General features: G+C 64.2%; 23 protein-coding genes and 1 pseudogene. 12 read left to right on the forward strand and 12 right to left on the reverse strand.

Annotated elements, in window-relative coordinates; genetic code table 11:
- The first annotated feature begins 4 nt into the window (after positions 1-4).
- From AC1D0A_RS15110 to AC1D0A_RS15125, 4 genes are all read left to right on the forward strand, one after another.
- Positions 5-1,318, forward strand: coding sequence for a UDP-glucose dehydrogenase family protein (locus AC1D0A_RS15110; protein ID WP_476946163.1), 1,314 nt, complete (start codon positions 5-7; stop codon positions 1,316-1,318).
- A gap of 3 nt (positions 1,319-1,321) precedes the next feature.
- The gene (locus tag AC1D0A_RS15115) at positions 1,322-3,217 is read left to right on the forward strand and encodes a DUF4012 domain-containing protein (protein ID WP_476946164.1); all 1,896 of its coding nucleotides are present in this window, start codon (positions 1,322-1,324) and stop codon (positions 3,215-3,217) included.
- Positions 3,218-3,384: 167 nt separating this feature from the next.
- Positions 3,385-3,987 carry an LPXTG cell wall anchor domain-containing protein gene (locus AC1D0A_RS15120; protein WP_476946165.1) on the forward strand — a complete coding sequence of 201 codons (603 nt, stop codon included), beginning with the start codon at positions 3,385-3,387 and terminating at the stop codon, positions 3,985-3,987.
- 259 nt (positions 3,988-4,246) lie between these two features.
- Positions 4,247-4,627 (forward strand): VanZ family protein, encoded by a 381-nt coding sequence (locus AC1D0A_RS15125; protein ID WP_476946166.1) that lies wholly within the window; start codon positions 4,247-4,249, stop codon positions 4,625-4,627.
- Between the two features lie 8 nt (positions 4,628-4,635).
- On the opposite strand, the gene galU is transcribed toward AC1D0A_RS15125, so the two are convergent.
- From galU to paaA, 7 genes are read right to left on the reverse strand one after another with little or no spacing between them, the layout of a single operon-like run.
- Positions 4,636-5,526, reverse strand: coding sequence for a UTP--glucose-1-phosphate uridylyltransferase GalU (galU, locus tag AC1D0A_RS15130; RefSeq protein WP_476946167.1), 891 nt, complete (start codon positions 5,524-5,526; stop codon positions 4,636-4,638).
- A gap of 54 nt (positions 5,527-5,580) precedes the next feature.
- Positions 5,581-6,363, reverse strand: coding sequence for an enoyl-CoA hydratase/isomerase family protein (locus AC1D0A_RS15135; protein ID WP_476946168.1), 783 nt, complete (start codon positions 6,361-6,363; stop codon positions 5,581-5,583).
- Between the two features lie 41 nt (positions 6,364-6,404).
- A complete protein-coding gene (paaE, locus tag AC1D0A_RS15140) occupies positions 6,405-7,631 on the reverse strand; it encodes a 1,2-phenylacetyl-CoA epoxidase subunit PaaE (RefSeq protein ID WP_476943037.1) in 1,227 nt (408 codons plus the stop codon).
- A gap of 15 nt (positions 7,632-7,646) precedes the next feature.
- On the reverse strand, positions 7,647-8,219 hold the full coding sequence (gene paaD / locus AC1D0A_RS15145) for a 1,2-phenylacetyl-CoA epoxidase subunit PaaD (RefSeq protein WP_476946182.1): 573 nt from the start codon (positions 8,217-8,219) through the stop codon (positions 7,647-7,649).
- An 11-nt stretch (positions 8,220-8,230) separates the two neighbouring features.
- Positions 8,231-9,151 (reverse strand): 1,2-phenylacetyl-CoA epoxidase subunit PaaC, encoded by a 921-nt coding sequence (gene paaC / locus AC1D0A_RS15150; protein WP_476946169.1) that lies wholly within the window; start codon positions 9,149-9,151, stop codon positions 8,231-8,233.
- A complete protein-coding gene (gene paaB, locus AC1D0A_RS15155; protein WP_028277739.1) occupies positions 9,148-9,450 on the reverse strand; it encodes a 1,2-phenylacetyl-CoA epoxidase subunit PaaB in 303 nt (100 codons plus the stop codon). Before paaB ends, paaC begins: the two co-directional genes overlap by 4 nt.
- Positions 9,447-10,478 carry a 1,2-phenylacetyl-CoA epoxidase subunit PaaA gene (gene paaA, locus AC1D0A_RS15160; RefSeq protein WP_476946170.1) on the reverse strand — a complete coding sequence of 344 codons (1,032 nt, stop codon included), beginning with the start codon at positions 10,476-10,478 and terminating at the stop codon, positions 9,447-9,449. The genes paaB and paaA overlap by 4 nt, the downstream gene beginning before the upstream one ends.
- A gap of 169 nt (positions 10,479-10,647) precedes the next feature.
- On the opposite strand from paaA, the gene AC1D0A_RS15165 reads away from it, so the two are divergent.
- The 3 genes from AC1D0A_RS15165 to arfB all read left to right on the forward strand — a co-directional run bounded on the left by AC1D0A_RS15165 (position 10,648) and on the right by arfB (position 12,845).
- Entirely contained in the window at positions 10,648-11,010 is a 363-nt protein-coding gene (locus tag AC1D0A_RS15165) for a PadR family transcriptional regulator (protein ID WP_277526425.1), read from the forward strand.
- Positions 11,010-12,359 (forward strand): permease prefix domain 1-containing protein, encoded by a 1,350-nt coding sequence (locus tag AC1D0A_RS15170; protein ID WP_476946171.1) that lies wholly within the window; start codon positions 11,010-11,012, stop codon positions 12,357-12,359. The genes AC1D0A_RS15165 and AC1D0A_RS15170 overlap by 1 nt, the downstream gene beginning before the upstream one ends.
- A gap of 63 nt (positions 12,360-12,422) precedes the next feature.
- Positions 12,423-12,845: an alternative ribosome rescue aminoacyl-tRNA hydrolase ArfB gene (gene arfB / locus AC1D0A_RS15175; protein WP_476946172.1), complete on the forward strand. Its 423-nt coding sequence runs from the start codon at positions 12,423-12,425 to the stop codon at positions 12,843-12,845.
- Positions 12,846-12,932: 87 nt separating this feature from the next.
- Here the strand turns inward: arfB and AC1D0A_RS15180 are convergent, their stop codons facing one another.
- Entirely contained in the window at positions 12,933-13,262 is a 330-nt protein-coding gene (locus AC1D0A_RS15180; protein WP_243181894.1) for a hypothetical protein, read from the reverse strand.
- A gap of 305 nt (positions 13,263-13,567) precedes the next feature.
- Between AC1D0A_RS15180 and lepB the strand changes: the two genes are divergently transcribed.
- A complete protein-coding gene (gene lepB, locus AC1D0A_RS15185; RefSeq protein WP_476946173.1) occupies positions 13,568-14,281 on the forward strand; it encodes a signal peptidase I in 714 nt (237 codons plus the stop codon).
- 51 nt (positions 14,282-14,332) lie between these two features.
- Here the strand turns inward: lepB and AC1D0A_RS15190 are convergent, their stop codons facing one another.
- The 3 genes from AC1D0A_RS15190 to AC1D0A_RS15200 all read right to left on the reverse strand — a co-directional run bounded on the left by AC1D0A_RS15190 (position 14,333) and on the right by AC1D0A_RS15200 (position 17,907).
- Entirely contained in the window at positions 14,333-15,799 is a 1,467-nt protein-coding gene (locus AC1D0A_RS15190; protein ID WP_476946174.1) for a tyrosine-protein kinase domain-containing protein, read from the reverse strand.
- Positions 15,800-15,883: 84 nt separating this feature from the next.
- Complete coding sequence (locus tag AC1D0A_RS15195) at positions 15,884-16,924, reverse strand: hypothetical protein (RefSeq protein WP_476946175.1); 1,041 nt, start codon at positions 16,922-16,924, stop codon at positions 15,884-15,886.
- A 383-nt stretch (positions 16,925-17,307) separates the two neighbouring features.
- Positions 17,308-17,907, reverse strand: a complete 600-nt coding sequence (locus AC1D0A_RS15200; protein WP_476946176.1) for a hypothetical protein — start codon at positions 17,905-17,907, stop codon at positions 17,308-17,310.
- Between the two features lie 239 nt (positions 17,908-18,146).
- On the opposite strand from AC1D0A_RS15200, the gene AC1D0A_RS15205 reads away from it, so the two are divergent.
- Both AC1D0A_RS15205 and AC1D0A_RS15210 read left to right on the forward strand, forming a co-directional pair.
- Positions 18,147-18,749: an arsenate reductase/protein-tyrosine-phosphatase family protein gene (locus AC1D0A_RS15205; RefSeq protein WP_476943048.1), complete on the forward strand. Its 603-nt coding sequence runs from the start codon at positions 18,147-18,149 to the stop codon at positions 18,747-18,749.
- An 85-nt stretch (positions 18,750-18,834) separates the two neighbouring features.
- Positions 18,835-20,019: a PP2C family protein-serine/threonine phosphatase gene (locus tag AC1D0A_RS15210; RefSeq protein WP_476943049.1), complete on the forward strand. Its 1,185-nt coding sequence runs from the start codon at positions 18,835-18,837 to the stop codon at positions 20,017-20,019.
- Between the two features lie 48 nt (positions 20,020-20,067).
- Here AC1D0A_RS15210 and opgC read toward each other — a convergent pair whose 3' ends face one another.
- Entirely contained in the window at positions 20,068-22,620 is a 2,553-nt protein-coding gene (gene opgC / locus AC1D0A_RS15215) for an OpgC domain-containing protein (RefSeq protein WP_476946177.1), read from the reverse strand.
- Positions 22,621-22,835: 215 nt separating this feature from the next.
- On the opposite strand from opgC, the gene AC1D0A_RS15220 reads away from it, so the two are divergent.
- Together AC1D0A_RS15220 and AC1D0A_RS15225 are read left to right on the forward strand one after the other, a co-directional pair.
- The gene (locus AC1D0A_RS15220; protein ID WP_476946178.1) at positions 22,836-23,891 is read left to right on the forward strand and encodes an LCP family protein; all 1,056 of its coding nucleotides are present in this window, start codon (positions 22,836-22,838) and stop codon (positions 23,889-23,891) included.
- Between the two features lie 75 nt (positions 23,892-23,966).
- Positions 23,967-24,165: pseudogene (locus tag AC1D0A_RS15225) on the forward strand (hypothetical protein); the annotation flags it as partial.

A 24,165-nucleotide genomic window follows, 5' to 3' on the forward strand; every position in this document is an offset into this window, starting at 1 on the left:
AACAATGCAAATATCGGTAATCGGCTGTGGATACCTTGGTGCCGTGCATGCAGCCTGTATGGCTAAGCTAGGGCACAACGTTGTCGGCATCGACGTAGATGAACACAAGATCGCTGCCCTTGCCTCTGCGCAGGCGCCCTTCTACGAGCCCGGGCTGGACGAACTCCTTAGTGAGGTGCAGTCGATCGGAAGACTCACGTTCACAACGGACATTACCGCCGCAGCCGAAAGCGACGTCCACTTCATCTGCGTGGGAACACCACAGAAGAAGGGTGAGAATGGCGCCGATATGCGTTACGTTGACGCCGCAACCGTTGCGCTGCTCCCCCACATCCAAGCCGGAACCATCGTCGTTGGGAAATCCACAGTGCCCGTGGGCACCGCCGCTCGACTGGCAGAAATGGTCCGAAAGGTCCAGCCGACCGCGCAGCTGATGTGGAATCCCGAGTTCCTGCGCGAGGGGCACGCCGTCTCAGACACCCTCCAACCGGACCGCTTCGTATACGGTGTCGAGGGCGGCTCCGAGGATCATCCCGCCGTCGCAATATTGGACGAGATCTACTCCGTTCCTCTGAATGCAGGCACTCCTCGATTGGTGGCAGACCTGGCAACAGCGGAACTAGTCAAAGCAGCGGCCAATTCTTTTCTCGCGACCAAAATTTCCTTCATCAACGCCATGGCGGAGGTCTGTGAATCGGCCGGGGCCGACGTGACCCAGTTGGCCGATGCAATCGGCCTCGACGACAGAATCGGCCGGAAGTTTCTCAATGCCGGAATCGGGTTTGGCGGGGGATGCCTCCCGAAAGACATCCGGGCGTTCATGGCCCGCGCCGGGGAACTGGGCGCAGACCAGGCATTGACTTTTTTGCGCGAGGTGGATGCGATCAACATGCGCCGCCGGACTCGGGTAGTGGAGCTCACCCGAGAACTCTGCGGCGGGATGTTGCTTGGCAAGCGGATCACAGTCCTCGGTGCCGCATTCAAACCTGAGAGCGACGACGTCCGGGACTCCCCGGCTCTAAGTATTGCCGCCCAACTTCAGCTCCAGGGCGCAGTGGTGACGGTAACGGATCCGAAGGCTCTAGCCAACGCTGCCGGCAGGTTCCCAGAACTGCAATACGAAGCGGATACCGAGAAGGCTGTCCAGCGGGCCGATGCCTTGCTGCTGCTCACGGAATGGCAGCAATACCGTGACCTGGACCCCTATGAGCTCGCATCGGCGGTTGGCTCGCCCCGCATCCTGGACGGTCGCAATGTCTTGGATGCCGCCAAATGGCGTGCAGCCGGATGGAACTACCGCGGGCTGGGGCGCCCGTAGACGATGACTGACATTCGCGGAGTTTCCGACGCAGATAACGGCAATACGGGAAGGCTTAGACGCAATACGTCGACATCCGAACGCAACGGTGATCGCCGCCGACGTCTATATGTAGTCGCATCGGCGTGGCTGGCCTTCACTGCGGTCCTCGCAGTAGCAGCAGCGGCATGGCTTGGCACACGGGCCACCATCATCAAGGATGAACTTGAGGCATCCGCCCAGCTCATCACCGTCCTTAAAGACGATATCGCTGGAGGCAGGCCACAGGAGGTCCAAGAAACTTCGGATACCCTCCGGTCCCACGCCACCGCCGCCCGCGATGCTGCGGAAGATCCGCTGTGGACCATCGCAGGGTCGATTCCTTGGATCGGTGCAAATTTCAGTGCCGTCGCAGAAGTAGCTCGATCAGCTGAGGACGTTGCCGCTTTGGGGGTTACCCCTCTAGTGAAGGTCTTCGATTCCCTCGACTGGGACAGCCTGCTGCCCAGCTCGGCGGGAACGAACCTGGAACCCCTGCGAGCGGCCTCCCCTAGCGTTTCGTCCGCTGCACACGCTGTGCGGGCCTCGGCCGAACGGCTGGACGGAATCGACGCCAGCAATCTGTGGCCCCAGGTTGCTGAACCCTTGGTGCGGGCCCGGGAGCAACTTCAAACAGTGACCGGCGCCCTGGATGCATCCGCGGATGCGGCCCAAATCGCCCCGGGAATGTTGGGGGCTGATGGGAGGCGGAACTACTTGCTCATGATCCAGAACAACTCCGAGGCTCGAGCATCGGGCGGCATTCCCGGGGCGCTAGCAATTCTGACGCTGGACAACGGCAAGCTGACACTGGGTGCACAAAGCAGCGCTGGAGATGTTGGAATCATGTCTCCTGTGTTGCCCGTGGACGAGGAGCAGCAGCAGATATATTCAGGACGAATCGGCAAGTACATGCAAGACGTCAACCTGACCCCCGACTTTCCCACCGCCGCAGCGTCAGCGCAGGCCATGTGGGAAAGGAAGACCGGGCAGCACGTGGATGGCGTCCTCTCCCTGGACCCCGTAGCGCTGGGCTATATCCTCGACGCGACCGGGCCGGTCAAGATCTCCAACCCGGAGCTGTTGGCGCTCGCGAAGGACAAATTGCCTACGGACCTGAACGGAAAGAACGTGGTCCCAACCCTGCTGTCCGATGTCTATGCCAAAATTGCGTCGCCAAGAGTTCAGGACGCCTACTTTGCAGGCGTTGCCAAAGAAATCTTCGGAGCACTGTCCAGCGGCAAGGGCGAAGCCAAAGGCCTGATCAGAGGCATCACCCGCGGAGCGGCGGAGAGCCGGGTCCTTGTCTGGTCCGGCGCGGCTGCGGAACAGGCCATCATCACGAACTATCCGCTCAGCGGATCAATCTTCGGCAAGAGCGTCGCCGCCGCGCAGTTCGGCGTCTACTTCAATGACGGCACGGGCGCCAAAATGGACTACTACGTCAAGAGGACAGTTCAACTCGTGAAGGAGTGCACCCGTGACGACTACGGGCAGGTCAAGGTCCGCATCACCAGCACCAACACGGCCCCCGCAGACGCTGCGACGTCGCTGCCTGCCTACGTCACCGCCGGAGGTGTCTTTGGCGTGCCGGCCGGTACAGTCCAGACCAACGTGATTGCCTACGGTCCGGTCCAAGCCAACGTGGAAACAGCCACCGTGGACGGCACCAAGACCGACTTCGCCGCCCACCGTCACGCCGATAGACCCGTGGGAACCGTCACCGTTGCCCTGGCGCCAGGCCAGAGCAGCACTGTAGAACTGACCTTTGGCAAGATCGTTCAGCATGCGGAACCGACCGTGGTTGTCACGCCCAGCGTTCAGCCTGTCAAGGACGTCATTCTGGCCACCGAGAATTCCGCCTGCGGGGCGCCCAAGTAAACGCCAAGTTAACGATATGTAAAGCGACTTGATTCACTTTGGTCACACGCGTTTTAGGTGCTATCGTCTGCATGGGCTTATCAAATGAGATTTCAATCCGCGGCTGCTCGGGGGCCGGAAGTCTCCACAATCGCGCGACACACGAATTTACGGTCTCAGGGGGACACATGAAAAAAACTCTTGCAACAATCACACTCGCGGGCTCCGTCGCCCTCATCGGCGCATTTCCGGCAGTAGCAGCGGACCACTACCCGGCACCGCCCGCAAACGCCGCCGTTTCTGACGGCGTTGTTGGCCCGGGCGCTGACTTCGTCTTCCGCGGCAAGGGCTTTAAGGCCGGCGAAGGCCTCATCATCAAGGTCACGCCCGGGACCAAGCCTGCATCGACGGGCGCCAGCGTCAACGGCCGCGGCATGAGCGTTACCGGCAAGATCACGCTGCCGCTGGCACCGCAGCAGTTCTCCGCTAAGGCCGATGGCAATGGCTCCTTTGCCCTCCCGCTCAGCATCAGCGAGCCGGGCGTTTACACCATCACCGCGACTGGTGTGGAGTCTGGCGTCACCGCTACTTCGAGCATCACGGTGGAAGGCGCCGCAGTGGCGCCGGCCTCCACGACCACCACGACCTCCACATCGACCAGCGGGCTGGCCAACACCGGCGCTGATTCCAACCTCATGATCTGGTCCCTGGTGGGCGCAGGTGCCCTGGCAGCCGGCGTGACCTCCGTTGTGGTGGTTCGCCGCCGCGCCAAGGCCGACGTCGCAGTCTAGGTTCCAACCCACACGCACCAAAGATGGTGGTGGGGTTCATCGGKATMCCGATGAACCCCCATACCGTTGCCCACCAGGCGGGCGCTCCCTTACATCCTCTTGGCGCTCCTGGCCACCGCCGCCTTGGGAATGGCGGCGGTGGCCGTCCTGAAGACCTCCTAGGGCCACTGTGAGGGCGCTGGGACGGCCCCGGCTCTGGCAAGGGGTCCTCGGCGGTGCATTTATCCTGCTGGCGATTATCGGCTTTTGGCCCAGGCCCGTGGACCGGCCCGTCCAAGGCGAACTTGCCGCCTTTCTATTTTTGCTCCATGCGCTTGGCTTTCCCGGCTGGTTTAATTACGCGTTCGTGGAGGCCACCGCCAACGTGGCGCTTTTTATTCCGGTGGGAATCGCTGCCACCTTGGCCTTTCCCGGCCGGAAATGGTGGCAGAACGCGGCCCTGGGACTGCTGGCCTCCGCGTGCATGGAACTCGGTCAGTTATTATTCCTCAGCAGCCGCTTCGCGAGCCCGCTGGATATTATTACCAACACTGGAGGCTGCGCGGCAGGCACCTTGATGGCAGCTGCCGCGCTCAAAGCCTTAAAGGACCAACAGGCCCAGCGCCTCTCAGCGCCGGGCCCGGCAGAGTCTCGCGTTTAGCTTGCTGCCTAGTTTACAAATTCCTTCAACCAGGTCTTCAGCTCTTCACCGAATTCAACACGCTCTGAGGCGATGGAAATAACCGCCTTCAGGTAGCTGAGCTTGTCCCCGGTATCGTACCGGCGGCCCTTGAAGACCACACCGTAAACGCCGCCGCCCTCGCAGTCGGACACGGCCAGGGTCTGGAGGGCATCCGTCAGCTGGATCTCCCCGCCACGTCCAGGTTCCGTTTCCTCCAGGACATCGAAGACCTCCGGATGGAGCACGTACCGCCCGATCACGGCCAGGTTGGACGGAGCGTCTTCCACGGCAGGCTTTTCCACGAGGCGGTTCACCCGGACGTAGTCCTCGCCTTCGACGGCGGAGATGTCCGCGCAGCCATAGGCGCTGATCTGGGACGGATCCACTTCGATCAGGGCGATCACCGAGCCGCCGGTCCTGGCCTGGACGTCGATCATGGTGCTGAGCAGTTCGTCGCGCTCGTCGATCAGGTCATCGCCCAGCAGTACGGCAAACGGCTCGTCTCCCACGTGCTGGCGGGCACACAGGACAGCGTGGCCCAAGCCCTTCGGGTCGCCCTGGCGGACGTAGTGCAGGGGACCCAGGTTGGAGGCGTGCTGGATCGCCTCCAAGCGGTCCAGATCGCCCTTCAGCTCCAGGGTCCGTTCCAGGACCGGGGCGCGGTCAAAGTGGTCCTCCAGCGCCCGCTTCTGGCGGCCGGTGATCATCAGCAGGTCGGTCAGTCCCGCCCTGACGGCCTCCTCCACCACATACTGGATGGCCGGCTGGTCTACCACCGGCAGCATCTCCTTTGGCATTGCCTTGGTGGCAGGCAGGAAGCGCGTGCCCAATCCGGCGGCTGGAATGACGGCTTTTCTGATTGATTTCCCCAAAGTCATAGCTGCACCTTACAAATCAAAGGAGCAAAGTGGTAGTCGGGCCCGCAAGAGAGCCTAAAGACCCTTGAAAACCGGGCTGCGCTTCTCCTGGAAGGCCCGGAAACCCTCGGCGTAGTCCTCGCTCTTGCACAGCCGTGCCTGTTCTGCGTTTTCCTCTTCCATGGCCTCCCACAGCCCCAGCCGCTGGTCCCTGATGTGCGCGACGAGCTCCTTGCTGGCCCGGAACGCACCCGTGGCGCCGGTGGCAACGTTGGCCACGATGGCGCGGGTATTCTGCAGCAGTTCCGCCGCGGGCATGGCCCGGCTGAACAGGCCCTGGGCCACGGCGTCGGCGCCGCTCATGAGCTCGGCGGTGTAGATCAGGTCCAGGGTCCGGTGCATGCCAAGGCGCTCGGTGAAATACCAGTGCCCGCCCGAATCGAGGGTGGCGCCAAGCTTGGCGAACGGTGAGCCGACCTTGGCATTCTCTGCCACGTAAACCACATCCGTGGCCAGCAGCAGCCCCAGCCCCACGCCGAGGCAGGCGCCCTGGGCGGCGGCGAACGTGGGCGCGGGGAAGGCGCTCATTTTCTTCAGCAGCGGCTGGACGAGCCCGCCGAGGTAGGCCTGCGCGTCATCGCTCTCCGGTGTAACGCCGGCAATGTCACGGCCGGCGCAAAAGGCCCGGCCCTCGCCGCGGAGCAGCAGCGCCCGGACGTCGCCGCGCGCGGCGGCGTCAGCGGCGTCGTCGTACGCCCGGGACAAATCCGCGAGTGCCTGCTCGTCGAGGGAGTTCAGCTTGTGCGGGGCGTCGAGGACGACCTCGGCGACGCCGTCGGCGATGGAGAGGGAAATCATGGGGCTCCTTGGATTGGAAAAGGCCTGGACGTCGAAAAAGCTTAAACGTCGAAGTCGACCGTGACTTCCGGTGTGGTGGGGTGGGACTGGCAGGTCAGGACGTAGCCCTTGTCGAGCTCATCCTGCTCCAGGGCGTAGTTCTCGTCCATGGTGACATTGCCGCTGACCACCTTGGCCCGGCAGGTGCCGCACACGCCGCCAGCGCAGGCGAACGGCACATCGGGACGGACCCGGAGAGCGGCGTTGAGGATGGACTCGCGGGCATGGGTGGGGCTGGCCACCTCGCCCTGCAGCCCGTCCAGCTTGAACGTGATCTTGTAGGTTTCCTTGGATTCGTCCGTGACCACGGGCCGGCCAATGTTGCCCTCGGGGCGCTCCGGCTTGCCCGAAGTGAACAGTTCGAAGCGGACATGCTCCGGGGCAACGCCACGCTCGGCGAGGGTGTCCCGGCAGAGCTGGACGAGTTCGAACGGGCCACAGAGGAACCATTCGTCGACGTCGTCGGCGTGGATGGCAGTGCCCAGCAGTGCCTGCAGCTTCTCGGCGTCGATCCTGCCGCTGAGCAGCGGCGCGATCCGCTGTTCACGCGAGAGCACGTGGTGCAGCGCCAGCCGGGCCGGGTATTTGTCCTTCAGGTCCGCGAGTTCTTCAAGGAACATCACGTCCATCGCAGCCTTGTTGGCGTAGACGAGGTCAAAGCGGGTCTCCGGGTGGGCCGCCAGCAGGGTGCGGGCAATGGCGATCACGGGAGTGATACCGGAGCCCGCGGCAATCGCCACGAAAGAGCCGGGCTCCCCCGCCAACTCTTCCGGATGGTTCATGGAGTTCATGACGTTCTGCTCCACGGACTTGCCGTCGCGGCCGTGCTTGGAGACAAAGGCACCCATGGGGCTCATGACGTCCAGGACGTCGCCGGCCTTGAGTTCGGCATTGGCCCACGTGGAGAACAAGCCTCCGAGGTCTTTCTTGATGGCCACGCGGATTTCGCTGCTGCCGTCAGCGAAACTGCGCGGCTCGGCGCAGATCGAGTAGCTGCGGCGGATCTCGTGCGGCTGGCCGTCGGCGTCGGGCAGGGTGGTGCGCAGCGCGACGTACTGGCCCGGCAGGTAGTCGAACTGTCCGGCGAGCTCGGCCGGGACCCCGAACGTCACCTCGATGGCGTCGTCGGTGAGACGGCGGACTTCGTCCACCGTCAGGGTGTGGAAGGACGCACGACGGCGGCCGGTGGCTGCGGCCGACTCCGCGGCGGTCTGGCGGACAACCTTCATGGAAGCACCTGTTCCTTACAAGACTTTGAAGTAGTCGAACGGTTCCTTGCAGTCCTGGCACACGTAGAGGGCCTTGCAGGAGGTGGAACCGAAGCGGGTGAGTTCTTTGGTGTTCAGGGATGAGCACTGGGGACACTTGACAGCGAGCGAGAGCCGGACCGGGCCGGCGTGCCGGGTGGCCGCCGAGTGGCCCGAGGGTGGGGCGATCCCGTACTTCTCCAGCTTGGCCTTGCCTTCCTCGCTCATCCAGTCGGTAGTCCAGGCCGGCGAGAGGACAAGTTCGACCCGGACGCTCGGATACCCCGCGCGGTGGAAAGCCGCGGTGAGGTCATCCCGGATGGCGTCCATGGCAGGGCAGCCGGAGTACGTCGGGGTGATGGTGACCTGGACGGCGGGAACCATCCCGCCGTCGTCAGCGCTTGGTTCCGTCGAAACCTGGACATCGCGCAGGATGCCGAGGTCCGCGATGGTGAGGACCGGGATTTCGGGGTCGCACACAGTGGCAGCGACCGCCCAGGCCTTCTCCCGGGCAGTATTGCCCTTGGCGGCGTTGCGGCGCTCGGCGGTTTCCGGATCGGAGACAAACATTTCCATGGTCTCTACCAGCTGGCTCCGGGGTACTCGCGGGCGAGCACCTGCATCTCGGCGAGGATGTAGCCGAGGTGTTCGGAGTGCAGGCCGCGGCGGCCCCCGCCCGGTGATGGCTGGACGGTGGGGACCTCGAGCTCGGCTTCGGCCAGGACCTCGCCGGTGAGCCGGTCGAAGTCCTCGCGCAGGCTCGAGGGCTGGGGCGCGGCGCCAGCCTCACTGAGGCGTCCGGTGAGCTCATCGTCGCCGAACAGCTCATCCACGAAGGGCCAGACGACTTTGAACGCGTGGATCATGCGCTGGCGCGATTCGTCCGTGCCGAGTGCCAGGCGCAGAACCCACTGGGCGCTGTGGTCCCGGTGGTAGTCCACTTCCTTGACCGCCTTGGCAGCGATGCCGGCCAGGGTGGAGTCTGTGGAGGACGTCAGCCGGCGGTAGAGCTCGAACTGGTAGTAGCTGACCACGAACTGCCGGGCAATGGTGACGGCGAAGTCCCCGTTCGGCTGCTCGAAGAGCGCCGCGGAGCGGAACTCGTGCTCGCGGCGGAAGTAGGCGAGATCGTCTTCGCTGCGCCCGTCCAGGCCGCCGGCATAGCTGAGGAAGGACCGGGCATGGCCCAGTTCGTCCAGGGCGATGTTGCCGAGGGCGACGTCCTCTTCGAGCTCCGGCGCGCGGGAGATCCAGTGGCCCAGTCGCTGGGCCAGGATCAGCGCGTCGTCACCCAGGCGCAGGGCAAACTCGGCAGCGTCCTCGCTCGGCTTCGCGGAGCCGCGGCTGACGGCCAGGGCGATGTCCTCCGGACGGAGGGCGTTGCCGGGGGTGATGCGGGTGGCGCTGGCCGTGGCCTCGCCGCTGTTGCCGGAGCCCTTGACGCCGACGGAGATGTCGCCGTGGCCGGCCGTTTCTGCTGCTGCTTCAGGACTAGTGCTCACAGGTGCTTCACGCCCTCGCTCTTGGTGTAGTACGTGGCGTGGCGGTAGTCCTTGCCCTGGGGGGATTCAAAGAAGGAACCTTTGGAATCGGGGTCACTGGAGGCGATGGCCTCGGCCGGGACCACCCAGATGGACACCCCTTCGTTGCGGCGGGTGTAGAGGTCCCGGGCGTTGCGCAGGGCCATGGCCGCGTCGGGCGCGTGCAGGGATCCTGCGTGGACGTGGGACAGGCCGCGGCTGGAGCGGACGAACACTTCCCAGATGGGCCAGACGTTTCCTGCTTGGGGTTCGGTGGTCATGCTGCGGATTCCTTCTCTGCTTGCTTCATTGCCTGCTTTTCCGCGTAGGCGGCGGCGGCTTCGCGCACCCAGGCGCCGTTCTGGTGTGCCTCGCGGCGCCGTTCCAGGCGCTGGGCGTTGCAGGGGCCGCGGCCGGCCAGGACTTCATGGAATTCAGCCCAGTCCAGCGGGCCGTGCTCCCACTTCTTGGTTTCATCGTTGAACCGGATGTCCTTGTCCGGAAGCGTCAGGCCGAGGACCTTGACCTGCTCCATCATCATGCCGACAAACCGGTTGCGGAGCTCGTCATTGCTGAAGCGCTTGATGTTCCAGGCCATGGACTGCTTGGAGTTGGGCGAATCGTCGTCCGGCGGGCCGAACATCATCAGGGCGGGAGCGTACCAGCGGTTTACCGCTTCCTGGGCCATCTGCTTCTGCTCGGGGGTGCCGTGGGAGAGTTCCAGCAGGATCTCAAAGCCCTGGCGCTGGTGGAAGGACTCTTCCTTGCAGACGCGGACCATGGCGCGGCCGTAGGGGCCGAAGGAGGCGCGGCAGAGCGGCACCTGGTTGGCGATAGCGGCGCCGTCGACCATCCAGCCAATGGCACCCATGTCGGCCCAGGTGCGGGCGGGGTAGTTGAAGATGGAGGAGTACTTAGCCTTGCCGTCCATCAGGTCCTGCATCATCTGATCGCGCGGCTGGCCGAGGGTTTCGGCGGCGGAATACAGATAGAGACCGTGGCCCGCCTCGTCCTGGACCTTGGCCATGAGGATGGCCTTGCGCTTCAGGCTCGGGGCGCGGGAGATCCAGTTAGCCTCGGGCTGCATGCCAATGATCTCCGAGTGCGCGTGCTGCGAGATCTGGCGCAGGAGCGTCTTGCGGTAGGCCGGCGGCATCCAGTCACGCGGCTCGATCCGGGAATCTTCCGCCATGACCTTGTCGAAATAGGCCTGGCCCTCGGCGTCGAGCCGGGCCGCGTCCTCGGGGCTCAGTTCAAGCCGTGCCGGCGATGGCTCGGCGGGCACTGACTGCAGGGTCTGCGATGCCATGGTTGCTCCTAATGAATTTCCGATAAATAATTACCGACCGTTCGTTCAGGATATGCGGAAGGCTGGAGATGCGTCAAGGACAGGGTTTGCGGTTAAACCGCCGCGCCTGGACCTCTATACCTAGAGCTACAAGGCTTGATACCCTTCAGCTCTAGGTATAGGAGGCGCGGTGCGGATTGATAAAGACCTGGTCGCCGCCTCGGCCACGCCCCTGGTGCTGGGCATCCTGGCGGACGGCGACCTGTACGGCTACGCAATCCTCAAGCGGGTGAGTGAGCTCTCGGGCGGCGGCATGCAGTGGACCGACGGAATGCTCTACCCGCTTCTGCACCGGCTCGAGCGTCTCGGTTACGTATCCTCGCTGTGGGGTACCTCCGACGCCGGGCGCCGGCGCAAGCACTACACCATCACGCCGGCGGGCCGGGACGCCCTCGCCGACCGCCAGGAGCAGTGGACCGTCGTCGCAGACGCGCTGCGCCAGGTGTGGCAGACCACCCAAGGGCCGGCGGCCGCGACTGAGGGGTGGGCGTGATGACGCCACACGCTGAGCTGGAGGCCCAGATCGACCGGTGGCGCGGCTACGTTCAGCGGAACCGGGCGATCTCCCCCGCCGACGTCGACGAGCTGGAGGATCACCTGCGCGAGCAAATCGCCGACCGGCAGGCGACCGGCCTCGACGACGAGGAGGCCTTTCTCGTCGCCATCAAGCGCCTGGGCAACCTGGACGCCGTCTCACGCGAATTTGCCCGTGAGCACTCCGACCGGCTGTGGAAGCAGCTCGTCCTGGTGCCGGAGGGCTCCGACGATGGCAACGCGTCACCATGGCGCGAGCTGGTGGTCGTCCTGGCACTTGCCGTCGGGGCGGGCGTGGCGGTCAAGGCTGGCGCTGCCTGGATCGAGGATGGCGCCGCCCTGATGCGCAACCTGGGCCTGCTCGTCTTCCCCTTCGTGGCCGGATACTTCGCGTGGAAGCGGCGCTTCACCTGGAAGGTGGCGGCGACGCTGGTGGTCCCGTTTGCCGTCCTGGCGGCAGTGCTCAACCTGTATCCCTTCGCCCCAGGCGGCGCCACCGGGATGCTCGCCGCCCTGCACGCTCCCGTCTTCCTGTGGGTGCTGACCGGAATGGCGTACGTCGGGGGGAGGTGGCGATCCGATACGCGGCGCATGGACTTCGTGCGGTTTACCGGCGAGCTTGCGATCTACTACACGCTGCTGGCGCTCGGCGGCGCGGTCCTGATCGCCCTGACGCTCGCGACCCTCCGGATCATTGGCGCCAATTTCCAGCCGGTCGTGGACGATTGGGTCCTGCCGTTCGCCGTACCCGCGGCCCTGGTGGTGGCCACCTGGCTCGTCGAGGCCAAGCAGCAGGTGGTCGAAAACATCGCCCCCGTCCTGACCCGCGTCTTCACACCGCTGACCATTGCCATGCTGCTGGTCCTTCTGGCCGTGCTTGCCACCGCCGGCGGCTTCGTCGAGATCGACCGCACCCTGCTCATCCTCATGGACGCGATCCTGGTGCTGGTCCTCTGTCTGCTGCTCTACTCGATTTCCGCCCGCGAACCGCTCGCCCCGCCCGGACTGTTCGATGCTTTGCAGTTGGCCCTCGTCATCGCGGCCCTTGCAGTCGACGCCGTGATGCTGACCGCCATGCTGACCCGCATCGCCGAGTTCGGCTACAGTCCCAACAAGATCGCCGCGCTCGGCCTGAACCTGCTGTTGCTGGTGCACTTGTTGCGCGCGGCGTGGCTCTCCGTCGGATTCCTGCGCGGCCGCCTCCCGTTTATCGTGGTCGAGCGCTGGCAAACCCGCTACCTGCCGGTGTACGGCGCCTGGGCAACGGTTGTGGTGGTGGCCTTCCCGCCCGTTTTCGGCTTCGTCTAGGCAGCAGGGCCTCCGCACAACAGAGAATGTCAGCCCTCGCCCATATCGTGCAAGGCTAGTGGCATGGATCTGGAGGTGTCACCCGCGCTCACGATTCCCGCGTCGGAACTCGGCTGGCGGTTCTCGCGCTCGTCCGGGCCCGGTGGTCAACACGTTAATACCTCGGACAGCCGCGTCGAACTCTCGTGGAATGTCGCCGGCTCGGCGGCGCTTTCGGATGGCCAACGGCTGATGCTGGTCAGTCGTCTCGGACAACGTCTCGTCGCCGGCGTGATCACCGTGACCGCTTCGGAACGGCGCTCCCAGCTGCGCAACCGCGAGATCGCCCTGGCCAAGCTCTCCGCCCTCGTGGCTGATGGTCTTGCTCCCGAGGCTGCCCGCCGCCGGGCGACCAAACCCACCCGGGGCTCGAACCGTCGGCGCCTCGCCGCAAAGGAACAGCGGTCAGCGACGAAACGGCAACGGCAGCGGCCGTCCGCCGAGTAGCAGCATCCAGTCGACATTTTGGACTTGGGGCCACGCGAGCGTTTAGATAGGAACGTGTTCGATAGGCGAACCCGGCGCGGTTGGACTCTAGGCCGCTGCCAGCCTCCGGAGCCGCGGGGCGGGCGCATATTCCGTCGGCGCAACGATGCTGAGCTGGCATTCTGACTGGAGCGGATCAATGGCGGCCGGGAGGTGGTGGGAGGCTGAGCACTCCCGCAACTGCTCGAGGGCCGCCGGTTCCACCACGGCGTGGCTGACATCCAACACAAGGTGGAGTCCTTCTTTCAGGTGGTTTGCCCGCTTGACCACCACGTACAGGGCCTGGAGGCTCCTCGCCGTCACATGTCCCTGCGCTGCTACTTCTGCCTGACCGCAGTCGAGGTCGAGCCTGACAAGAACCCGGAGTTTGTGGTTCAAAACGATTCCCCTGTTCGTGCATTCACCGCTTGGCCGCGACGCTGCGACCGGTTTGGCCGCGACGCTGCGACCGCAACCCAGCCTAGGCAGGGAGTGTGACGTAGGCAACAGTGCGCTTCATATCCGGGAAATCTCGCGTTATGTGCCGGTTTGTTGGCCACAAAGCGTTGATCGGCGGGCCCGGCGTACTGTATTGGGGGCGGCCACGGTGCGCCCTGCCGCCGCGGCGAGGAACTACCTCACCGGATGCAGTACGACCCAGCGCCGGCGCCTTGAGTCCGGACCGCCGGTGATAGCTTGAACTCGTGAACATCGGCGCAGGCAAGAAGCTCCCCCTCTGGGCCTCCGTGGCCCTGAACATGCTGATTGCCCTGATGGCTGTCGCCCTGATCCAGGGGTTCCTGGTGAAGGCCTACCGAATACCGTCAGGATCGATGGAGCCGACGCTGCAGGGGTCTGCGGGCGACGGCGACAGAATCCTCGTGAACCGTATTGCCTACGCTGGCTCAGAACCACGCACCGGTGACATCGTGGTGTTCACCCGCCCGGACAGCTGGCAGGCGGAATCGGCGGTGGCACGCAGCGGCGGGATCGCCGGGTTTGCCCGTTCATTCGGCGACATGACCGGGATCGGGCCCTCCAACGAACAGTTCCTGGTGAAGCGGGTGGTTGCGACCGGCGGCCAAACCATCAGCTGCTGTGGCGAGGATGGCAAACTGCGAATCGACGGCCAGCCCCTGGACGAGCCCTACATTTTCGAAGATCTGCCTTTTCGGCCAGGCAGCATCGACTGCCAGACCAGCCCCCGTTCGCTCAGGTGTGTTCCCGCGTTCACGGTCCCCGAGGGAGAACTCGTGGTGCTGGGAGACCACCGTTCGGTCTCGGTGGATTCCGCCATCGCCTGCCGGAGCCTGACTGTTGCGGCGGGTGACTGCATGAGGACCATCAAGTCCTCGGCCGTCGTCGGTCAGGTGGCGGCAAGGTTTTGGCCGCTTGACCGTGCCGGCGGAGTGGGCTGACTTCTCAGGTCAACGAGTATCCCCTTGGAGCGGTCGCTCCAAGGGGATACTTCAGTGCTGTCGCACTGGCTCAGGTTCGTGAGATTGATACGCGGTGTAATACCCAAAGGAGTCTGCGCCGGAGGTGGGAACGCGGTTAAGGATGGTGCCCAGCACGTTGCCGTTGACCCGTCCCAGGTTGCCGAGGGCTTTCCCGAGCTCATCGTCGGTGGTCTTCCCCGACCTGACGACAACAATTGCTCCATCAGCAACCCGCGTAAGGACGGCGGCGTCCGTCACCGGGAGCAACGGCGGGGCGTCAACCAGCACAATGGCGTCTTGGGCGAGCGTCTGAAGCAAGTTCTTCATGGCAAGCGAGCCCAACAGCTCACTGGGGTTCGGCGGGATCCGGCCGGATCCGAGCACGCGCAGGTTAGGCATCGCGCTCCATTCCTGCAGCACGTCTTCCAGCTCGGCATGGCCACTGAGTACATCAGTGACGCCGACTCCGGGAATGAGATTGAAAACATCGACAACGGTGGGGCGGCGCAGATCGCCGTCGACGACGATGACGTTCTCGCCTGCTGCAGCCATCGTGACGGCCAGATTGGCAGTCACTGTCGATTTGCCCTCCGCCGGAACCGAACTTGTCACGACGATGATCCGCGGGGGATTGTCGACGTCGACGTACTGGAGATTCGTCCGGAGCTCCCGCAGCGCCTCGTTGATCGCGTGCGAACCTGTACCTGACGTGGCCGGGATAAATCCGTCTTCCAGTACGGTGCTTTTCCCATCCAAGCGGTGGTCAACCGGGATTGTGCCAAGTACCGGGACCCCGAACCGACGTTCAATGACTGCGGGACTGCGGAGCCGGCGATCCAGGTGATGGCGAAGCATGGCGTAGAGGAGTCCGAGCGCCAGCCCAGCCAGAGCTCCGATGCCCAGAGCAAGCCTGACGTTGGGGGATGTCGGGGATGTCGGCAGGAGGGCTTCGCCCAGCGGCACTACCCGGATGACCGGAACGGGGACTACGTTCGAGCCTTCAACGGCCTGAATGCTTTCCACCTCTTTTACCTGCTCCGACAGACCAACGACCCATGCGTCCGCGACACGCTGCGCCATTGTGGGATCTGTGGACGTGGCGGTAACGGCGATCTGGGCGCTCTCCTTGGGCACGGACACGGTCACGGACCCGAGAAGGGCGTCCGGCGATGTGGTGAGGCCCAGCGTCTTGACGACACGCTCGGCCACGAGCCTGGATTTAGCCACCGACTCGTACTTGGCGGCCTTGGTCTGCGCCAAGTTCTCGCTCATAAGGGACATAGTTAGGTCATCCGAACCGCCAGCCACGACAATCCCGCTGGACTGAGATGAGTAGATCTTTGGCTGCAAGAGAGCCCAGCAGAAGGCAATCAGGGTCAGTGCGAGGGTGAAGGTAACGATGCCTTTCCAACGGGCCCGCGCGATGCGCAGATAGTCCGCCAGCCCCAGCCCCGCCGATGTCTGCCCGCTATTGTCGGCTGTATCAAAACCAGTCACGCCTTGGTCCTCTCCCCCGTGCGTGGCCCCAACGACCCACACGGAAATTTACTGTACGGTACGGTGTCCGCGTTGGTGTGCATATTAACCGCGTAGGAGCAATCCCCGGCCGATGAGTCCGTCCACGGCCGCATCCAGCAATTCTTCATAGCCTTCAGGCAGTCCATGCTCGGCTTCGATCCGGCTCGTCAAAGTTGCAATCGAGACCGGCTGATGGGCGGAGTGCCAGATGATGGGCCCGATGCCGCTGAGCCTGGTGACTTCCGCTTCCGTCAGGACTAGCAAGTCCTCGCCGATCTCCACCGCATCAACAGCGTCGGCCCTCCGCAGCCAGCCTGCGGGAATTGGTTCCGATGGTTGCGCGCCGTCTTGGTCATCTTCTGGCTCCGCTTCAGGTCGCGTCGGGGCCGGTGACCATGCCCTCGTGGCTTCCGGCGGGTTATCGAGCTCCGTCAAGAACAGCGGCGCCAGGCTGTCCGACAGGTCAGCCGCTTCGGTGTAGCTGATGCGGAACACTCCGCCCACGCTGTCAATCAGCCGGCACAGCGACTGAAGTGGCTGGAACACGGCAGCCTGGGAAGAGGTGTCCGGAATGAGTGCCAGCACTGCATCCACCAGAGGGACCGGCTCGATGACGGGGAGCTGATAGTCACCGCCGTCAACCCTGTCGAGTAGCGCGATGGCCGCGATGCGCGGCTTGTCCGGCGCGACTTGCAGGCCCAACTCGTCCGGGCCCACCTGGAGTTTGGCCACACCCGGCGTTGCCTGTTTGACGGACAGCGGCTTGGGATACGGCACAACACTCCCATCAGCCTGGATCGCGACCGTTTCATCCGTTATATAGCCAAAGGTCCGAGCGAGCTGCGAGGACGCCGTGGTCTTGCCGGTGCCCGACTTTGCCACGAGGGCAACGACAGCGCCGCCAGGCTCCGCTACACCGCAGGCGTGGAGCATAGTCAAGTCGCCGGCGCGTTCGAGGATGGCGGCGACGGTCACTTCGGAGGTCACCGCTTCGGCCAAGCCCTCAAAAGTGTCCGAGTCGACGTGCATCACGCCCGCGCCCGGTAACTTCGAAGCAAAGTAAATGGATGCCGTGAAAGAGAGGCCTGACGTTAAAGGCTCCATTTCCGGTGTATATGGCCGCGGCCCAGCAGAGCACCGGCTCCAGGCCGCCGCCATTGCTTGCCGCTGGGCAGGCGCGACGGCTGCCCCCCAATGCACGGTGAAGCAGGTGCCCAGAACGTCAATATTCAAGTCAGTGGAGTCGTTCAACAAGTTTCACCATTAATCGCTGGCGTGCGGTTCGAATTCCAAGCCAATCACTGTCGATATCCAGAACGGCAACGATGCCGGCCGGGGCGGATGCAACTTTCAGCACCAGAAACTCACGCCTCGAGACCCGTTCCGGCATGGCACTCCTAAAGTGTTGCCGCCATTAGATACGTGCCATTAGATCACTGTTGAAACGCCATGCGGACCCGGGCCTGGAAGCGGTGGAGGAGTATTTCCTAGGTCAAGGTGAAGGGAGTCGGTCCAAGCGTTATCTGGGAGCGACCCGGAATGTTTAGCAACACGGTTATGTTGCCACCGCCGCCGGGGGTGTTCTTTACATGGTTAAGGCCCAGGCTGAAGGTCAGGAGATCCTTGCTTTCCACAGTAGTAGTGGCGGCGGTGAACGTGGCCTTGTAGCCATTGCTGGCATCAGTGTCGGCACCGACAGTGACCTTCGGCCCCGTGCTCGTCACGGAGTAGATGCCAATTTCCGGACCGGCATTTGCTGGCGCGGTTGTCTTGGCCGTCGGCGTGATAATGATCGTGCCGTAAATTTGGCCCGAAATGGCACCAACGGTGTTCTGGATATAGAAGCCCTTGGGGCCCGTTCCCGCACGATTCTTTGGGTTCGGCTTACCTTCGCTGCCAGCCTCAGGGAGGGTGATTGCATTGCCCGCAGCGTAGTCGAAGGCCACTGTCGCGGTCCGCGCCGATGCCGCAGCCGCCGGCGCTGCAATTGCTGCCGCGATAACAGGCACGCTCCACGCGGCGGTCTTTACGACGGAACGGCGGTCGAAACTCGCCTTCGGTGCGGCCAGGCTCTTGATCTCCGACATCTATTTACCCCAAGTTCTAGTGCGGCGGAGAACCCAGTCGGGCAAGCTCCTGCCGATTGTTTCGGCATCCTTGGACGACTGTACGCAGAAAAGCGTGAATCTTCAATATCAAGATGCTTTATTTTCAAGAACGACAGAACTCGGCCCTATCTTCTCCCGGAGATGTGAATGGCCCGTCGCGGCTAGACTCGGAAACCACGTCGCTGGCAAGAGTCTCGCTAATGGAAGTTGGATAAACCTTGGATACGCCTCGCCCCGTTCGGATCCTCACGGTCTGCACCGGCAACATCTGCCGCTCGCCGGTGGCCGAGCGCCTGCTTCAGGCGGGCCTGGATCAAGTGCAGCCCGGTACTTTTGTGGTTCGAAGCGCCGGTACGCGCGCCATGGTGGGCGATCCGATCCAGCCGAGCTCTGCGGACATCATCAGGACGTATGGCGGCACCCCGGACGGTTTTGCGGCGCGCCAACTGACGCAAAAGATCCTCCGGGAGTCCGATCTGGTGTTGGCGATGACCGCTAAACACCGCGGCGAGGTAATGCAGATGGATGCCTCTTTGCTGAAGCGAACTTTTACTATCCGCGAGTTTGCCCGGATGCTGAAGGTCCTTGAGCAGCGCGACGCGGACACCCCCGCACCCTCCCCCGCCAGCGACACTCCATCCTTTTGGCGGGAACTCCCCGGCCGGGCGGCGTCAGTTCGGCACCTGGCACTGGCGCCGGACGCCGCCGACAACGACGTCGTTGATCCCTACCGGCGCGGGCAGGAGTTCTACGACCAGATGGAGGACGAACTCGCACCGGCCATCCTCTCTATTCTGCGGTTCGCCCGCCTCCACAGCTGACTTCGCCTCCTTGAGCCGCGGTTCACCGGCGCCGGAACCGGTCTTGGACAGTACTCTTGACGGTGACGGTCTGGGAGGACGGCAAATGAATGTGGATCTGACAACAGCCGACGAGAATGAGCGTGTCAGGCTGGTGTCCCTGCACGGCTTATCCCTGTTGGATACGCGGGCGGAGGAACGCTTTGACCGGATCACCCGTGCCGCCCGTGAACTGTTCAATGTCCCCGTAGCCGCAGTGAATCTGTTGGACAGCGACCGGGTGTTCGTGAAGTCACCGCAAGGAACGGGTTTGAGGGAGATCGACCGGAAGGACACCTTCTGTGACGCCGCGATTGCCCAACCGGAAATCCTGATGGTCCCGGACGCGATGGCGGACCGGCGGTTCTTGGACCTGCCTGACGTCGTCGGCGGGCGCGGTGTCCGGTTTTATGCCGGCCGGCCGCTGAGCGTGGATGCGGGCAGCAGGGTCGGCACTCTCTGCCTGTTTGACACCCAGCCGCGTGAGCTTTCCGAGGTTCAGCTCCGGCAGTTGGATGAACTCGGAAGCTGGGCCGAACGTGAGCTCCAAGACTCCGCGGACCGGGACCGTGCCCGAGCCGTGCAGCAGGCCCTACTGCCATCCTCCACCCCGGGCGCACCGCACTATCAGATTTCCGGGATCTGCCTGCCGAAAGGGGACGTGGGCGGGGACTTTTACTCGTGGAGTGAATCGGAAGACGGCGTGGATCTGATGCTTGCCGATGTGATGGGCAAGGGGACGGCTGCGGCGCTCATGGCCGCCACCGTCCGCAGCGCGGTACGCAGTGCTGGAGGCAACGCGCCCAGTGCGGTTCTGGACCGGGCCAGCAGGCTCCTCGCAGTGGATCTGGAGAACACGGCTACCTTTGCGACGGCCTTCCTGGCCAGGCTTGAGCCGGCCAGCGGGCGCCTGGAGTACGCCGACGCCGGTCACGGCCTGAGCATCATCGTCGCCCGTGACGGCTCCTACCGCCGCCTGCCCTGTCGCGGGCTGCCGCTGGGACTCGGTGAACCAGGCTCGTGGGGCACGGCATATGCTTTCCTCGCCCCGGGAGAGACCCTCGCGAGTTTCACCGACGGGCTCCTGGACCTCTACGACGGTACCTTGGCCGCGCTCGATGACCTCGCAGCCCTCGTCCGCGACCATACCCCCGCACAGCTCACCGCCCTCCTGCAGGACCTCCACCGGGAGACCCAGCCGGATGACGACGTCACAGCTATCTTCCTCACCCGCCTTCAGGTGGCCGCGTAGCACACCCTCTGGGGAGGCTGGTGGCGGTTCTGGCCGCCGCGGCGCCCGTCAGGTGGGGATGACGCGAAACAGAAAGCGTGTCCGGACCATCACCCAAAGAACGGCCAGCACCACGACGTACGCGGCCGTGTTCACGAGGACTCGGCCATCCTGCAGGGCGGGGATATTGGATATGACAGCGATCAGCACTACATGCATGATGAAAACGTAGAGTGTGGCCCGTCCGAGGGGAATCAGGAACCACCCCAAAATACGCTCCACGGGCTTCCAATAGGCCGTTAGGAACGCGTAGACCGCCACTACCAACAGCACGACGTTCAGCAACCTTCCCGGCTCCAGATAGGTGCGGCCGAAAAAGGCATCGTACATGGCACGGTAGGTGGCGTCCGGCATGACGGCCAGCCGGGTATCAAACCCGTTGGCAAGATACGGATTACAGAAGGACAGGAAAGCCAGTGCGGCCGCGGCCGCCGTGCAAGCGACCACCACCCAGGTCCGACGGCCCAGCCAGGCGATGATGGCCGCCCGATGGTACCCGGCCACCAGACCGAGCACGAAGAGGACCTGCCATACCATCAGCGGAAAGGAGTCCTCGAACTGCGAGGGCAGCAGCCGGATCCTGAACACAGCACCCGCCGCGTAGAGAGCTGCGGACGACGCCAGCACCCACAGCACCTTTCCCCGGGACAGAGCCGCCAATACCAGGGGGCTGACGATGAGCAGCACCACATAGAGGCCCATGATGTTGAACTGCCAGGGCCCGAACTTCAACAGCAGGATCCCGGGGATCACTTCGGGGGGCACCGGGAACTGCAGTAGGGACCCCATTCCCGCGTAGAGGTCATAGGCGCGGCCCGATCCCCCGCGCCCCGCGGCGCCCGTTCCCTGGTCAACGAATGACGTCAGGGCATCCGCATTGACAGCCGGCACAAGCGAAAAGAGGAAGACGCCGAGCAGAACCACCAAGGCCGTGCCGTACAGTTTTCCCGCGCGCCTCCCGGCATGGTCCACCACGTCACCAAGGTGGTCCGTGACCCGCGGACCGAACACCATACCCAGGACCAACCCGGAAAAAAGGACAAAGAGTTCCGCCCCAGACACGAAGCCCACGGCCTCCTGGGTGAACAACTGAAAAAGCGAAGTCATGCCCAAGTGATTGACCACAACAAACACAATGGCGAGCCCACGCAGGAGGTCCACCCTTGAATCCCGGGAAGAGGGGTCCGTGTACGACCAGCCCGAAACGCGGCGCAAACGCCGGGGAGCGGCCCACAACAGGAACAACACCAACACCACAGCGGCACCAACGCCCCAGACTGCCCCGCCGGAAAGGACCTGACCGGCGTCCGGCACGGAAGCACTCGGGTCTTTGGTGGCGGTGACGGGTCCTGTTACCAGGGTGGAGCTTTCCAAGCGGTTTCCGGCCGCTGCGGCGATGTCCGGCCGTCCGGTCAGCCGCCAGTCGATAGCGGCCACACCGTTGTCCCTGGTGCTCATTTTCTCATCCCAGACCACGGCCTCGACACCGCTGAACCGCTCTGATGAGGACTCAGCAAGCACTTGCCCCCACCAGGAAAGCTTGATGGCGGACTCCTCTGCGCCGCCCACTGTGGGGCTGTAGAACGCTGCAGTCTGGAGCATCAGTGGCTTAGTACGTCCTTGGACGTAGGCGCCGTAGAAATTGCCGTAGGAACCACCGGCCTCGTGACCGGTCAGCATGTCTGCCAGCTCCCCGGAGGCCGGCAACGAGTTCACGGCGGCTCCGCCACGGGTGTCGTCATGGTAGACGCTCAGCCCGACCCACTCAACGACGTCGTCCCCGGGATAGTACGGCGAGTAGCCGTCATCAGCACCATCCCAGACACCGTCCCCGTTGGAGTCCAGGATCCGATACCCGTCAGAGCCGGGCCCGGGCGCGTTGCGGTTCCGCTCAAAGGGGTAATCCTTGGCCAGGAAGGGCTCCCAGACCATGACAGTGCCGGCGTCGTCAATGGAGTCAAACGCGGCTGCCACCGACCGAAAGGCGGCCACATAGGCAGCTGGCTGCTGGCCCCAGCTCACCCAGCTGGAGTTCATGTCCGGGGCAAACCGGATGAACACTTTCCCGGGAATCCCCTCCGTGAGCCGGCCGATCTCCTGCGCAAAGGCAAGAGCCCTAACAGCATCGATCTGCTCCAACGGAACAGCGGGCTTTACCGTCAGCTGGGCATGGGCGCCCAGGGAGCCTGCCTGTTCGACGAACTTGCGGACATCCGCCTTCTCGGATTCTCGGACCGGCAGGGTGACATCGTGGCTGAATATGCCCGGCGAGGAACCCAGTCGTTCAGAGAACCCCGCCGCGCTATCCTCGCCCCATTGCAATGCTGCACCGAGGAGAGGACCGTGACCCTCCGCCGGACCCGTTGAACCGGACGAGGCACGTGCCGGTTCGGCCGCCGGACCAGCAACGGAACCACCGATCGAGTCGGCGTCCGCAACCATGGCCGGGCCCGCAACAAGCAGGAACAGGAAAGCCGGCAGGAACGCTGTATAAAGGAGTCCGCGGCCCGGCACTCGGGCATCTCCAACCGTGGCCGAACGCCGCGCGCCGCGATGCTTCATCTGCCCCTCCCCACGGGGATATCCGGACCCCTCTGTGAGGCCACCGCCCGATACTATCGGGCCGAGGCAGTCCAGATGACCAGGCCACGCACCGCCGGAAGTGTTGATAGACGGGTCCGGTGTACTGTATTGAGGGCCTCCACGGCGCCCGTGCGGCACCTGGCATTGGTCAAAATGGAATCCGGGCACCGGGCCCGGCCGACTTTGAGGAACACATGACGCACCCCTTCGACAGCTCTGACGACGCAGCCAGGGAAGAATTCAGCGAGCGGCGGCGGCCCGCGAAGAAACGCCGGGGCCGCAACGTGCTGATCGCCGTCGCCGTGATGGTGGCGCTCGTCGCGGTGGTGGCTGGCGGCTACCTCTTCAACCTCGCCCACACCTTCGACTCCGGTTCCAGCAAGATTGAGCAGGCCTTCCCGGAGGAGTCCACGCGCCCGAAGAAGACTGACACGTCGATGAACATCCTGGTGATGGGCAGCGACAGCCGCGGCGCCGCCGAGTCTGACGCCAGCACGCCCACTGACCAGCGTGCGGACACGCTGATGCTCATGCACATTCCTGCGGACCGCAAGAACATCTACACCATGTCCATCATGCGCGACCTCTGGGTGGACATCCCCGGGCACGGTGAGGCGAAAATCAACTCGGCGTTGGCCCTTGGCGGTACGCCGCTGATGGTGCAGACCATTGAGTCGATCTTCCAGCAGCGCATCGATCACGTGGCGATGATCGACTTCGAGGGCTTCAAGGGGCTCACCGACGCGCTGGGCGGGGTGACCGTTAACACCAAGCTGCCGTTTACGTCGAACGATCTGAAGGGCCAGTCCTTCGCCCCGGGCCAGCACACCTTCAACGGAACCCAAGCCCTGGCCTTCGTCCGCGAACGTCACGCCTACGCGGACGGCGACTACCAGCGGGTCCGCAACCAGCAGGAGTTCCTGCGGGCCATCATCAAGAAATCCACCGCCGGCCAGACGCTGAGCAACCCAATCACCATCAACAACATGGTGGGCGCCGTGTCGCCGTTCGTCACTGTGGACAAGACCTTTGATTCGGGAGCCGTGGCCGGGCTGGGACTCGAGCTAAAGGACATCCGGGCACAGAACACCGTCATGTTCACGCTGCCCACCAACGGCGTCGGAACGTCCGCGGACGGCCAGTCGATCGTGCTGGCCGACCCGGACGCCATCCAGAAGATCTCCGCAGCCATGGCCTCCGGCACCCTGGGCGAATACGTCGCGGCGAACAAGTTCGAGAACGGCAACTAAGTCCGGCCGGGTGAGGCGCCCAGAGAGGCCCTTGGACCCATAGTCCGTGGCCGGGCGCGATGGTAGCGTCCGCATATGGGGAACGCTCCGGAGCCAGCAGCAGCGGCTTCCGCGGCGTCCCCGCCCCCTCCTTCGCCCGCCGTGGCAGGCGCCCGCCGTCGGACGCTGCTGCTGGGGGCACTGCTCGCGGTCGCCGTCGCGGTGGCCGTCGCGGTCGCGGCCTACATACTCCCCGGGCCCCGTCCCGGTGGCTCCGGCCCGGCCGGAGCTACGG

It is taken from the genome of Arthrobacter sp. P1_D4 (assembly GCF_056406115.1).

Excerpts from the sequence above, each read along its gene's own strand:
- AC1D0A_RS15195 (WP_476946175.1), bottom strand. The coding sequence starts at position 16,924 with ATGGAGCCTTTAACGTCAGGCCTCTCTTTCACGGCATCCATTTACTTT.
- arfB (WP_476946172.1), top strand. The coding sequence starts at position 12,423 with ATGGATCTGGAGGTGTCACCCGCGCTCACGATTCCCGCGTCGGAACTC.
- AC1D0A_RS15135 (WP_476946168.1), bottom strand. The coding sequence starts at position 6,363 with ATGATTTCCCTCTCCATCGCCGACGGCGTCGCCGAGGTCGTCCTCGAC.
- galU (WP_476946167.1), bottom strand. The coding sequence starts at position 5,526 with ATGACTTTGGGGAAATCAATCAGAAAAGCCGTCATTCCAGCCGCCGGA.
- AC1D0A_RS15200 (WP_476946176.1), bottom strand. The coding sequence starts at position 17,907 with ATGTCGGAGATCAAGAGCCTGGCCGCACCGAAGGCGAGTTTCGACCGC.
- AC1D0A_RS15210 (WP_476943049.1), top strand. The coding sequence starts at position 18,835 with ATGAATGTGGATCTGACAACAGCCGACGAGAATGAGCGTGTCAGGCTG.
- paaA (WP_476946170.1), bottom strand. The coding sequence starts at position 10,478 with ATGGCATCGCAGACCCTGCAGTCAGTGCCCGCCGAGCCATCGCCGGCA.
- paaE (WP_476943037.1), bottom strand. The coding sequence starts at position 7,631 with ATGAAGGTTGTCCGCCAGACCGCCGCGGAGTCGGCCGCAGCCACCGGC.
- AC1D0A_RS15115 (WP_476946164.1), top strand. The coding sequence starts at position 1,322 with ATGACTGACATTCGCGGAGTTTCCGACGCAGATAACGGCAATACGGGA.
- paaB (WP_028277739.1), bottom strand. The coding sequence starts at position 9,450 with ATGACCACCGAACCCCAAGCAGGAAACGTCTGGCCCATCTGGGAAGTG.
- AC1D0A_RS15170 (WP_476946171.1), top strand. The coding sequence starts at position 11,010 with ATGACGCCACACGCTGAGCTGGAGGCCCAGATCGACCGGTGGCGCGGC.
- opgC (WP_476946177.1), bottom strand. The coding sequence starts at position 22,620 with ATGAAGCATCGCGGCGCGCGGCGTTCGGCCACGGTTGGAGATGCCCGA.
- AC1D0A_RS15110 (WP_476946163.1), top strand. The coding sequence starts at position 5 with ATGCAAATATCGGTAATCGGCTGTGGATACCTTGGTGCCGTGCATGCA.
- AC1D0A_RS15120 (WP_476946165.1), top strand. The coding sequence starts at position 3,385 with ATGAAAAAAACTCTTGCAACAATCACACTCGCGGGCTCCGTCGCCCTC.
- paaD (WP_476946182.1), bottom strand. The coding sequence starts at position 8,219 with ATGTTTGTCTCCGATCCGGAAACCGCCGAGCGCCGCAACGCCGCCAAG.
- AC1D0A_RS15220 (WP_476946178.1), top strand. The coding sequence starts at position 22,836 with ATGACGCACCCCTTCGACAGCTCTGACGACGCAGCCAGGGAAGAATTC.